Genomic DNA, 12,369 nt, shown 5'->3' with positions numbered 1-12,369 from the left:
ATCTTTCCGCCAGGCTCAAAGGCGATCGGCTCGACCGTACCTTTGGGTATGCCCTTCGCCAATCGCCTTTGCCCTGACGAAAACCTGCTCCGGCAGAACGTTTCTATTTAACAAGGAAACGCTCTAGCTGGCAAAGAGGAGGGGCAGATGCCATGCAACCAGCCGCCCCGGATATAGTTCTTGCAGATCGCGTGATCTGCGACCACTCGTTGTCAGCGCTGCTCCAACAGGCGGCAGACAGCTTCAAGCTGCTCCAGCGTCTTATAATTGATACGGACCTGACCACCATTACCCTTGTGACTGATCGACACGTCGAGACCGAGGGCATCGGAAAGCGTCCGCTCCAGCGCGACTGTGTCGGAATCCTTTTCCGGTTTGCGCGGCTGCATCGGATCAAGTTGCGAGCGGATGTCGTTCTGCGCCATGCGCTCAGCGTCGCGCACGGATAGACCTTTTGATACGATGGTCTTGGCGAGCGTGGTCGGGTCTGATGTGGATACCAACGCACGGGCGTGACCAGCGGAAAGCGACCCCTCCGACAGCATGTCGCGCACAGGATCGGGAAGCTTCAGAAGACGAAGGCTGTTAGCCACGTGGCTACGGCTCTTTCCGATAATCTCACCCAGATCATTCTGAGTGTAGCCATGTTCAGCGATCAATTGCTCGTAACCCAGCGCTTCTTCGAGCGGGTTCAGGTCGGAGCGCTGAACGTTTTCGACGATTGCAAGCTCAAGCGCGGTCCGATCATCGACATCACGAACGATAACGGGAACTTCGGTGAAACCGGCAAGTTGAGCTGCACGCCAGCGACGTTCACCGGCAATGATTTCAAAACGGTTCTGATCGACAGTCCGAACGACGACCGGCTGGACGATACCATGTTGACGGATCGACGCGGCAAGGTCCTGCAATTCGTTCTCATCGAAATGACGGCGCGGGTTGCGTGGGCTACGCGCGATAAATTCGATAGGAACCGTGCGGTCAGGGCTGATCGCCCGCTGCGGCTCGCCGACAGGAAGGGGCTGATCCATCTCACCTATGAGGGCAGCAAGACCGCGACCCAAACGACGTTTGGAAAGATCGTCACTCATATTTTACTCCGTACCAAATCTCGAAGACTAACCGATCTTCAGGCAGCCTTTCGCAGACGCTCTCTCTGAATAACCTCTGAGGCCAACTGCAGATAAGCCTGGCTGCCAGCGCATTTCAGATCATAGAGAATGGCAGGCTTACCATAGGACGGCGCTTCGGACACACGCACATTTCGCGGAATGAGCGTATGGTAAACCTTATCGCCCAGATGGGTCCTCACATCGTTGACGACTTGCTGCGCCAGATTGTTGCGTGCATCGAACATCGTCAAAACGATGCCCTGGATATCGAGACCCGGGTTTACCGTTCCGCGAATCTGATTGACCGTGTCCAGCAACTGACTCAGACCTTCCAGCGCAAAGAATTCGCATTGCAGTGGCACGAGCACGGAATGAGCCGTCGCCATCGCATTCATCGTCAGAAGATTGAAGGACGGGGGGCAGTCAAGCAGAATATAGGAATAAGCCATCGCTTCCATGCTCCGCAAAGCATTGCGCAACAGGAAAACGCGGTTCGGCGCATTTGCCACTTCCATTTCGAAGCCAAGCAGATCCATCGTCGACGGAATGATATCCAGGTTGGGAACAGCTGTCGGCACGGCGACTTCAGCCACGCTGTTGGCGCCCACAAGCAAATCGTAGGACGATAATTTTCTCTCCCGACGATCGATACCAAGCCCCGTGCTGGCGTTGCCCTGCGGATCAAGATCAACGACCAAAACCCGCTCGCCAATCGCGGCCAGCGCAGTTGCAAGATTAATGGCCGTCGTGGTTTTACCAACGCCGCCTTTCTGGTTTGCTATCGTAATAATCCGGTTCTTATCAGACATAATGCTGCACCTGGCTTGCTGGATCAGCGCTTCGTCGACAGATTGTGAATCTCGAGAACAACCGAGTCTTCATCGACCGCACTTCGATGTTTTAACAGATCGAATGACCAACGACCACGGGCTTTCGCAACCTCAGTTTCAGAATCCCGGCCTTTATTGAGGTAGGCCTTGAGATTTTCATTCTTCGCCGCCCAAGGATAGATATAGGACAGCAAAAGATCCAATTCTGCCAGCGCTCTCGCAGATACAACATCGCATGGGCCGATAATATCGGACGCCGCTTCAATTCGGATAGGATGAACGGAACCCCGAGCTCCAGTCTCCGCCAATGCGATACGGAGAAATGCAGCCTTCTTATGGTTGCTTTCGACAAGATGAACCCAGCCATCCTTGAGTTCAGCAAGAAAAATAGCCGTGATGATACCCGGAAAACCTCCACCACTGCCGAGATCAGCCCAAACCAGAGGCTTCGGAGCGAGTTGGAAAATCTGGGCACTATCGGCAACGTGCCGAGACCAGACGTCCTTCAAAGTCGAAGGCGCGACCAAGTTGGTTGTTGCGTTCCATTTCTTGAAAAGCTCGACGAAGTGCTCGAGCCGGTCCTGTGTTTCACGTGAAACACTTTGGCCGTTTATCGTCATATTGGGACTCGTTAGGGCTGTAAGCGGATTTGCTCCGCTCGCGTATAAGTCCCTTTTTTAATCAGCGCAAGGATCAGAGAGATTGCAGCCGGCGTCATTCCGTCAACACGTGCCGCCTGCGCAATATTGATCGGCTTGGCAGCAATAAGTTTTTGTTTCAATTCGTTAGAGAGGCCGGAGATGGCACCAAACTCGAAACCCTCGGGTATCTGACGATCTTCGTCCCGTTTGATGTCAATGATATCAGCACTTTGCCTCTGCATATATACAGCGTAGCTCGCTTCGATCTCAAGTACCTCTGAAACTCGTGGTGCCAGATCGTTCAGCGCAGGCCATATCGGCTTTAAAGCCTCCAGTGTCATCTCTGGATAAGCCAATAGTTCATAGGCGCTACGACGTTGACCGTCCTGATTGAGCTTTAATCCTTGCTTTGCAGCTTGCGCAGGCGTTATCGCCAATTGCTTCAAGAGCTGTCGGCCAGTCTCCAATGCTCCCGTATAAGCTCTAAACTTCGTGGCACGCTCCTGACCAACAAGTCCGAGATCGAGTGCTGTCGGAGTCAGTCGGAGGTCGGCATTATCCACTCTGAGAGAAAGTCTATATTCGGCTCGAGAGGTAAACATCCTGTAGGGCTCCGTGACGCCTTTCGATGTGAGATCGTCGATCATCACGCCTATGTAAGAGTCAGTTCGGCTGAAGATATGCGCTTCAGCTCCACCCGCGAGACGAGCAGCATTCAGCCCCGCGACCAGGCCCTGCGCTCCAGCCTCTTCATAACCGGTGGTCCCGTTGATTTGCCCCGCGAGAAATAGACCGGGAACCTTTCTACATTCCAAAGATGGCTTCAACTCACGCGGATCGACATAATCGTATTCGATCGCGTAGCCTGGTTGAAGAATAGAGACGCGCTCAAGCCCCGGAATGGAGTGAATGAACGCTTCTTGCACATGAGCAGGGAGCGACGTTGAAATACCGTTCGGATATACGGTGTGATCATCGAGCCCTTCAGGTTCGAGGAAGATCTGATGGCCGTCGCGCTCCCCAAAACGAACAATTTTATCTTCAATCGATGGGCAATAGCGAGGACCAACCCCTTCGATCTGGCCGGAATACATCGCGGAGAGGTGAATATTATCCTGGATGATTTTGTGGCTTTCAGGCGTCGTACGCGTTACGCCGCAATCGATCTGCGGGTTCGTGATCTGATCCGTCATGAACGAGAAGGGAACGGGCTCTTCATCCGGCCCCTGCTTATCCAACCCAGCCCAATCAATCGTGCGACCGTCTAGCCGTGCAGGTGTTCCAGTCTTGAGCCGCCCAAGTCCCAGCCCGGCGCGAGACAGAGTGTCAGACAGTCCAACCGAGGGTTTCTCGCCAACACGACCTGCTGGAATCTTTTCGGATCCGATATGAATGAGGCCGCGGAGAAATGTGCCGGTTGTCAATACGACTGCGCGACAGGCAATCCTGCGGCCATCGCTGAGGATCACCGCCTCTATCTGTCCGTCCTGAATCTCGACATCGTATGCGTCACCCTCGATAACGTCCAGGTTGTCGGTGTTCGCAATTTCTTTTTGCACGGCCTCGCGGTAAAGACGCCGGTCTGCCTGTGTGCGAGGGCCGCGAACAGCAGGTCCCTTCTTGCGGTTGAGCATCCTAAACTGAATACCACCTGCGTCCGCCATCCGGCCCATCAAGCCGTCTAGAGCGTCAATTTCCCGGACAAGATGACCCTTGCCCAATCCGCCAATCGCCGGATTACAGGACATGACGCCAATAGTGTCTCGCTTGTGGGTTAAGAGGGCGGTCAGGGCGCCGTAACGCGCTGACGCAGCCGCAGCCTCACTGCCAGCATGACCACCACCAATGACGACGACATCATAAACCATCGAATTTCCAACAAAGTACGAGGCGCTTGGACGCCTTGTGTTTCACGTGAATCATTTACCGATGCAGAACTCGGAAAATATGACGCCGAGCAACTCTTCGACGTCGACCCTGCCAGTGATACGTCCTAGCGACGTCGCTGCCAGACGAAGGTACTCCGAACGGATCGCAAGTTCCATACCTTCAGAATTCAACGCATCCCTAACATAGTCCAGCGTCTCTTCAAGCCGTTTTTTATGCCTTGATCGTGCAGGCATCAGGCTCCCAGCAATTCCAACCCTCTGATCGATCGCTGTTTTGATGGCTGACTTCAACGCATCTAGGCCTAACCCCGTTTTCGCGGAAATAAGGAGATCACCTGGCCCGGGGAGATGGGATGCCAGATCAGCTTTCGTCCGCACGAGTAGGCTGTGAGCATGAAGCTTTGCGACAAGATGTTCCGCATCCGAATCGATATCCGTAAGGTAAAGAACGAGATCGGCTTGGTCCGCCGTGCGCTCTGCGCGCTTGATCCCCTCTTGCTCCACGATATCGGTCGCATCACGCAGCCCCGCAGTATCGAACAGTGTTACGAGGTAGCCATCGATGTCGAGATCGACGCTGAGAACGTCGCGAGTGGTGCCGGCTATCTCTGTCACGATGGCCACCTCACGCCCACTTAAAGCGTTCATCAAGCTCGATTTTCCGACATTTGGAGCACCCAAAAGAGCGACCTTAAAACCATCTCGGATAATCTCAGCCCCTTGCCCATCCGCCAAATGGCGCGCAAGCTCACCTTCCAGACTACGAACGGCGGCCCAGACCTGACCCGCCACAGAATCCGGCACATCATCCTCGTCAGCAAAATCAAGTTCTGCTTCGATCAAGGCTCTGCAGCGCGTCAACTGGTTTGCCCAGCCGTCATAGAGCGCAGACAGATGGCCGCTGCTCTGTTCCACCGCGAGGCGGCGCTGCATTTCCGTTTCGGCTTGCAGGAGATCGGCAAGACCTTCAACCTCGACAAGGTCCATCTTGCCATTATCGAAGGCGCGTCTTGAGAACTCTCCAGCGTCTGCGGGACGTAGCCCAGGCATCGTTTCCAACAGCGCGAATATTGCCGCGACCACCGCCCGACTTCCATGAACTTGGAGTTCGACACAGTCCTCTCCCGTAAATGAGTGAGGGGAGGGGAACTGAAGAACCAGCGCCTGGTCTATAACATCGCCGTTACGGCCACGAATCGTTTTCAGACCAACTTGGCGCGGAGGGGGCAGTTCATCACCTGCCAAGCTTCGTAAGGCGTCGAGGGAGCTAGGCCCACTTATCCTGATGATCGCAACCCCTGCGGGGAGTGATCCGCTGGATAAAGCATAAATCGTATCAGTCGAGTAGGACATGCCAACGCTCACTTCTTGCATCGGCTCCAAGGTCGAAGCGGCCTTTGACGAGCACGATGCCACGAGTCAAACGAATAGAGCGTCCACAGCAAACGGCGCGTCGCGCTCCAAATAAAATGGCCGCGCCCGGTTCAGGAGCGCAGCCCATAATTCGCCGCGAGAATCCGGCTAATTAGATTATGTGTTCATCGAGTCGAAGAAGTCGCCATTGTTCTTCGTCTGCTTGAGCTTGTCGATAAGGAATTCGATTGCATCGGTTGTGCCCATCGGAGCCAGAATACGGCGAAGGACGAAGATCTTCTGAAGATCCTGACGCGGCACCAACAGGTCTTCCTTACGGGTGCCGGACTTAAGAATATCCATGGCAGGGAAGATACGCTTGTCGGCGACCTTGCGATCAAGCACGATTTCGGAGTTACCCGTACCCTTGAATTCTTCGAAGATCACTTCGTCCATACGGCTACCGGTATCGATCAGGGCCGTGGCAATGATGGTGAGCGAGCCACCCTCTTCGATGTTACGTGCAGCACCAAAGAAACGCTTTGGACGCTGAAGCGCATTGGCGTCGACACCACCTGTCAGAACCTTACCGGAAGAAGGCACGACGGTGTTATAGGCGCGACCAAGGCGGGTAATCGAATCCAGCAGAATGACCACATCGCGACCATGCTCGACAAGACGCTTGGCCTTTTCGATCACCATTTCCGCGACCTGGACGTGGCGCACCGCAGGCTCGTCGAAGGTCGAGGATACAACTTCGCCCTTTACCGAACGCTGCATATCGGTCACTTCTTCGGGCCGTTCATCGATCAGAAGAACGATCAGGTAGCATTCCGGATGGTTCGCTGTGATCGAGTGAGCGATGTTCTGAAGGAGAACCGTCTTACCGGTTCTTGGGGGCGCGACGATCAGACCGCGCTGGCCCTTGCCGAGGGGCGCGACAAGATCGATGACGCGAGACGACAGATCCTTCGACGTCGGAACGTCAAGCTCCATCTTGAAGCGCTCATTCGGATAAAGCGGCGTCAGGTTGTCGAAGTGAACCTTGTGACGGATCTTTTCCGGATCGTCGAAATTAATTGTGTTGACCTTGAGAAGCGCGAAATAGCGCTCCCCTTCCTTCGGTCCACGGATAGGGCCTTCGACCGTATCGCCGGTCTTCAGCGAGAAGCGGCGGATCTGGGAGGGAGAGATATAGATATCGTCGGGGCCGGGCAGATAGTTGGCATTGGCGGAGCGGAGGAAGCCGAAGCCATCCTGGAGAACTTCTACGACGCCTTCCCCGATGATCTCGACATCCTGGCTTGCCAGCATCTTGAGAATAGCAAACATGAGCTCCTGCTTGCGCATGGTGCTCGCATTTTCAACTTCCAGGGATTCGGCAAACGTCAGCAAATCGGTCGGAGATTTGCTTTTGAGTTCCTGTAGCTTCATTTCAGCCATGAAGAGAAAGACCGTCTTTAAAAATATGTAGGGGAGCGGCGTGTTCGCGAATCAGCTTCTGAGGTGCAACCGCAGCCGTCTGAATAATTCACATGCCAGGAGATGAGTGGGCTGAAAATAGCGTTTCGGGCCCGCCGCCGCAAGAGCAAAGCAACAATTCCGGGAAAATTATCGTGATCGTCAGTTATCCGAACGGTTTCACAACCACAAGTATGACTATGACGATCATGAGAACCGTAGGAACCTCGTTCATCAACCGCCAGTGACGGGCAGAACGTCTGTCTTCATCCCGGCCGAAGGCTTTTGCACTACGGCTGAAATAAACATGGGTCGCTGTCAAAGCGATCACCAGAGCAATTTTTGCATGAAGCCAGCCACCGCTGAACCCATAGACAGACCATGCGAGATAGAGGCCGAGAACCCACGTCACCATCATGGCGGGGTTCATGATTAGCCTCACCAGCCGTTGTTCCATCACCTTGAAGGTTTCAGACTGTGCCGAGCCGACCGGCGCATCCGTATGGTAGATGAAGAGCCGCGGCAGGTAGAGAAGGCCCGCCATCCAGGAGATGACAGCCACAATGTGCAGAGCCTTGATCCAAAGATAGGCGTCAGCCGGATCGACATGCAGGATCAGCGCGATAAAGCCGATGAAGACGGCGAGAGCGGCAGCAGCACGAAGATGCGTTTTACGGCCCGCGGTCGCCGAAATCTGCTTGTCCTCGCTCACAGTGACGCTCCCTGAGCACGCACCCGCGCCACCAGACGGGCCACGTTCTCGGGATCGGCCTGGGGCGTAATACCGTGGCCGAGATTGAAGATTAACGGTCCATGGCCGAGAGATTGCAGGATCGAATCAATCCCGTCCTCTAACGGCTTGCCACCGGCAATCATCAACATGGGATCGAGATTACCCTGAACAGGGCCGTCTTGTTGCAACTCGCGCGCAAAGGACAGTGGCACGCTCCAGTCGAGACCGATCGCATCAGCTCCGGTCTTGCGTCGGTAGTCTTTCAACAAAATGCCGGCGCCCTTCGCAAAGGCGATGATCTTGGCATCTGGCCTGCGCGCGCGGACGGACTGGATGATCCTCGCCACCGGTTTGACCGCATAAGCCTCAAACTCTTTCTCGCCCAACACCCCTGCCCAGGAATCGAAGATCTGCACGGCGTCAGCACCGGCATCGAGCTGCGCCACCAGGTAGTCCGCTGAAACCTCCGCCAGAAACGCCAGAAGCTTTTCCATAGCATGTGGATGCTGATAGCCGAAAAGCCGGGCAGGTGCCTGATCGGGCGTGCCATGACCGGCAATCATGTAAGTTGCAACGGTCCACGGCGCACCGCAGAAGCCGAGCAGCGTGGTCTGTTGAGGTAATTCAGCGCGCAGTTTGCCGACAGCTCTGAAGACCGGATCGAGATAACCGATAACAGCTGAGGCATCCAGGGCATCGATTTCAGATGCGCTGATGGGATCCATCTGCGGTCCCTTGCCTTCGGAGAAACTGACGTTCCGCTTCAAAGCATCCGGGACGACCAGAATATCGGAAAAGAGGATTGCAGCATCGAGGCCAAAGCGGCGGATCGGCTGAAGCGTGACTTCGGTTGCAAGCTCCGGATTGTAACAGAGGTCCAAGAAACTTCCTGCGACCTTTCGCGTTTCCCTATACTCCGGAAGGTATCTTCCAGCCTGTCTCATAAGCCAGACAGGAGGAGGGCTTACGGTTTCTCCGTTCAAAACCCTCATGACGTTCCGTTCGATCATTGCGCGCAGCTCTTCCAAATAAAAAAACAAAGAGATTTAAAAGATTTTCTATTTCTTAGAGTCGGTGAGTAGCAAGGATTAAAAACTTTCAAGCTGATATGCCGCAGTGCGCGGATCGCCTTGGCTCCTGTGTGATCATTACACGCGTTTCTTCAGCATTCCTTGGGAAATCCAATTTTCGCATTAATTTTCAGAACCTTGTCATGCGTCCCTTTGTGAGACGAGCTGTGGATAACAGGGGGACAACACGAAAGATGTTTTTCTTTATCCCAACGATTCACAGCAGCCTTTCTGCTTGCTACACCAAACACCGAAGTGTGGATAAGTGGGCGGTTTTCCGCCACGCAGGATCGACCGCGCGCGCCATGTCGGACTTGTCCAGCTTTATCAACAGGGAGGCAAAAACAGCGTGGAGAATAAAAAAAACTTCTTCCATCTGCACCTGATATCGGACTCGACCGGAGAGACTCTGATGTCTGCCGGGCGGGCTGTATCGGCGCAGTTCCACGCGTCCATGCCGATTGAACATGTCTATCCGATGATCCGAAATCAAAAGCAATTGCAGGCGGTGGTAGAAGAGATCGATCGCCAGCCCGGCATTGTGCTTTACACCATCGTCGATCAGCAGCTGTCGTCCTTCCTAGAACTTCAATGCCACGCGCTTGGTGTCCCTTGCGTCAATGTGCTGGAACCGATCATCGGCATTTTCCAGACCTATCTGGGGGCAACCTCACGCCGGCGCGTTGGTGCGCAGCATGCACTGAATGCAGATTACTTCGCCCGTATCGAAGCGCTGAATTTCGCCATGGATCATGATGACGGACAGATGCCGGAGCATTATGATGAGGCGGATGTCGTCATCATCGGGATCAGCCGCACCTCGAAAACGCCGACGAGCATCTATCTCGCCAACCGCGGCATCAAGACCGCGAATATACCGGTTGTGCCGAACGTTCCCCTGCCTGACAGCATCTATACGGCCACGAAACCGTTGATCGTAGGACTTGTCGCAACCTCCGACAGAATATCGCAAATCCGCGAAAACCGGGAACTTGGAGCAACGGGTGGCTTCGACCGGGGACAATATATCGACAGGGCCACAATCATGGAAGAGTTGAAATATGCCCGCGCGCTCTGTGCTCGCAACAACTGGCCTCTGATTGATGTCACACGGCGCTCCATCGAAGAGACGGCCGCTGCTATCCTTGCCCTGCGCCAACGGACACGCTAATCCGAATCCCGACATTCATCGGAGACAACCATGACGTCCGAACTGATACTTGCATCTGCCAGCGCCTCGCGCCAGATGCTCATGCGCAATGCAGGTCTTACATTTTCCAGCATTCCGGCGCAAATTGATGAGCGCGCAATCGACGCAAAGCTTGAGCAAGAAGGCGCCGCTCCCGAGGTTATCGCTTTGGAGCTCGCTAAGGCCAAGGCTATTGCCGTCAGTCTTTTACATCCGGAAGCCTTCGTGATCGGTTCGGACCAGACGATGTCGCTCGGCGACCGAATCTACCACAAGGCGAAAGATATGGCGCAGGCGCACGCCAACGTCCTGTCACTGTCTGGAAAGACGCACCGTCTGAATTGCGGCGTAGCACTCGCGAAGAATGGCGCAGTCATTTGGGATACCGTCAGCATTGCAAAGATGACGGTGCGTGAACTGTCTGCCGATTATGTGTCGCGCTACCTCGAACGATCCGGCTCGCAAGTGCTGTCCAGCGTGGGAGCCTACCAGTTGGAGGGAGAAGGAATCCAGCTATTCAGTTCGATCGAGGGAGACTACTTTACAATCTTGGGGCTGCCGCTCCTTCCTCTGCTGGCGCAATTACGGGAGCTTAGGGTGATCGATGGCTGATTCACGTGAAACATTAACCAAAAATGCTTTCGTCGTTGGCTACCCAATCAAGCACTCGCGTTCGCCGCTCATTCACAACTTCTGGCTCAAACAGTTTCAGATCGACGGTAACTACGGAGCGGTAGAAAAATCGCCGGAGGAATTTCCCTCGTTTCTCGCTTCTTTGAAGGGCACCGATACGCCTTATGTTGGTGGGAACGTGACGATTCCCCACAAGGAATCTGCCTACAGACTCGCAGACAGGCCGGACGATCTGGCTGAAGAGCTCGGTGCTGCCAATACGGTTTGGGTTGAGGATGGACTGATCCACGCCACCAACACGGACGGTTTTGGCTTTGTTGCCAATCTGGATGACAGACATCCGGGATGGGACAAGAGCGGCAAGGCATTGGTGCTGGGGGCGGGGGGCGCCAGTCGCGCTGTAATTCAGGCTATCCGCAATCGCGGTATTTCCGAAATCCATGTGGTCAATCGCACCGTGGAACGAGCGCGGGAACTCGCAGACCGGTTCGGTCCAGCCGTCCACGGGCACCCCATGGAAGCGCTTGCGGAAGTGTCGAAGGATTGCGGGCTTTTCGTCAACACCACCTCGCTCGGCATGGATGGGACGGACGTGCGCGATATCGACTTTTCACCATTGGCAGAAAACGCCGTTGTGACAGATATCGTCTATGTGCCTCTGAAAACGCCTATTCTCGATATGGCAGAGAGGCAGGGATTTGAAACCGTCGACGGGCTCGGCATGCTTCTTCATCAGGCGCGTCCAGGCTTCGATAAGTGGTTCGGCGTCAGGCCGGACGTTACGTCGAACCTTCGGTCGATGATCATCGCGGATATGGAAGAACACGCATGATTGTCATCGGTCTGACCGGCTCCATTGGAATGGGAAAGACCACAACTGCAAAACTCTTTGCCGACGAGGGTGTGCCAGTCTGCGATTCAGACGCCGTGGTTCATGATCTTTATCGCTCCGAGGCCGTCTCTCCGATTGCGGTCGCTTTCCCGCAAGCGGTGCAAGAGGGCAGGGTGAACCGTGACATTCTAAGCCATATCCTACGTGAGAATCCGGCTCAGTTTTCGGTTCTGGAGAGCATTGTCCACCCACTCGTTCGCAGCAAGCAGGACGCATTCGTCGCCGAGCATAAGCAAAATGGCGAAGCGGTTGCGCTTCTGGATATTCCTCTGTTGTTCGAGACGAAGGCGGAGAGCCGCGTCGATGTTGTTGTGGTGGCCAGTTGCTCGCCAAAAATCCAGCGGGAACGTGTGTTGTCGCGTCCTGGCATGACAGAAGAGAAATTCGCGATGATCCTGTCCCGGCAGATGCCGGATGTGGACAAGCGTCGAAAAGCCGATTTCATCATTGATACGGGACGTGGTATCGAGGACGCGAGAATGCAGGTTCGCTCGGTGCTTCGAGCGCTCTCCCAACGGACTTAAAACTCCGTACGCGACCTTGCGAAACTAGCGGTCATATCAGAA

The 12,369-nt window shown here is 54.7% G+C and carries 12 protein-coding genes; 4 read left to right on the top strand and 8 right to left on the bottom strand.

Going from position 1 to position 12,369, the window contains the following annotated elements; all coding sequences use genetic code 11:
- Positions 1-212: 212 nt before the first annotated feature.
- From QZ862_RS07570 to hemE, 8 genes are all read right to left on the bottom strand, one after another.
- Entirely contained in the window at positions 213-1,091 is an 879-nt protein-coding gene (locus QZ862_RS07570; RefSeq protein WP_296016150.1) for a ParB/RepB/Spo0J family partition protein, read from the bottom strand.
- Between the two features lie 38 nt (positions 1,092-1,129).
- Entirely contained in the window at positions 1,130-1,924 is a 795-nt protein-coding gene (locus tag QZ862_RS07565; RefSeq protein ID WP_296016200.1) for a ParA family protein, read from the bottom strand.
- Positions 1,925-1,944: 20 nt separating this feature from the next.
- Positions 1,945-2,562, bottom strand: coding sequence for a 16S rRNA (guanine(527)-N(7))-methyltransferase RsmG (gene rsmG, locus QZ862_RS07560; RefSeq protein ID WP_296098721.1), 618 nt, complete (start codon positions 2,560-2,562; stop codon positions 1,945-1,947).
- Between the two features lie 11 nt (positions 2,563-2,573).
- A complete protein-coding gene (mnmG, locus tag QZ862_RS07555; protein ID WP_296098718.1) occupies positions 2,574-4,451 on the bottom strand; it encodes a tRNA uridine-5-carboxymethylaminomethyl(34) synthesis enzyme MnmG in 1,878 nt (625 codons plus the stop codon).
- 51 nt (positions 4,452-4,502) lie between these two features.
- A complete protein-coding gene (gene mnmE / locus QZ862_RS07550; RefSeq protein ID WP_296098715.1) occupies positions 4,503-5,825 on the bottom strand; it encodes a tRNA uridine-5-carboxymethylaminomethyl(34) synthesis GTPase MnmE in 1,323 nt (440 codons plus the stop codon).
- Between the two features lie 177 nt (positions 5,826-6,002).
- The gene (rho, locus tag QZ862_RS07545) at positions 6,003-7,268 is read right to left on the bottom strand and encodes a transcription termination factor Rho (RefSeq protein WP_296016142.1); all 1,266 of its coding nucleotides are present in this window, start codon (positions 7,266-7,268) and stop codon (positions 6,003-6,005) included.
- Between the two features lie 184 nt (positions 7,269-7,452).
- A complete protein-coding gene (gene hemJ / locus QZ862_RS07540; RefSeq protein WP_296098712.1) occupies positions 7,453-7,998 on the bottom strand; it encodes a protoporphyrinogen oxidase HemJ in 546 nt (181 codons plus the stop codon).
- On the bottom strand, positions 7,995-9,029 hold the full coding sequence (hemE, locus tag QZ862_RS07535) for a uroporphyrinogen decarboxylase (RefSeq protein ID WP_296034988.1): 1,035 nt from the start codon (positions 9,027-9,029) through the stop codon (positions 7,995-7,997). Before hemE ends, hemJ begins: the two co-directional genes overlap by 4 nt.
- A gap of 409 nt (positions 9,030-9,438) precedes the next feature.
- On the opposite strand from hemE, the gene QZ862_RS07530 reads away from it, so the two are divergent.
- The 4 genes from QZ862_RS07530 to coaE are packed head-to-tail and all read left to right on the top strand — an operon-like array spanning position 9,439 to position 12,327.
- Positions 9,439-10,260 (top strand): pyruvate, water dikinase regulatory protein, encoded by an 822-nt coding sequence (locus QZ862_RS07530; protein ID WP_296016135.1) that lies wholly within the window; start codon positions 9,439-9,441, stop codon positions 10,258-10,260.
- 30 nt (positions 10,261-10,290) lie between these two features.
- Positions 10,291-10,890 carry a Maf-like protein gene (locus QZ862_RS07525; protein WP_296098710.1) on the top strand — a complete coding sequence of 200 codons (600 nt, stop codon included), beginning with the start codon at positions 10,291-10,293 and terminating at the stop codon, positions 10,888-10,890.
- Positions 10,883-11,743, top strand: a complete 861-nt coding sequence (locus QZ862_RS07520; protein ID WP_296034995.1) for a shikimate dehydrogenase — start codon at positions 10,883-10,885, stop codon at positions 11,741-11,743. Before QZ862_RS07525 ends, QZ862_RS07520 begins: the two co-directional genes overlap by 8 nt.
- Positions 11,740-12,327, top strand: a complete 588-nt coding sequence (gene coaE, locus QZ862_RS07515) for a dephospho-CoA kinase (protein ID WP_296034997.1) — start codon at positions 11,740-11,742, stop codon at positions 12,325-12,327. The genes QZ862_RS07520 and coaE overlap by 4 nt, the downstream gene beginning before the upstream one ends.
- Positions 12,328-12,369 lie beyond the last annotated feature (42 nt).

This window comes from uncultured Agrobacterium sp. (assembly GCA_913777615.1).
Lineage (GTDB): Bacteria > Pseudomonadota > Alphaproteobacteria > Rhizobiales > Rhizobiaceae > Agrobacterium.
Note: the sequence above shows the minus strand (reverse complement) of the source record. Positions and strands in the feature narration are given on the sequence as shown.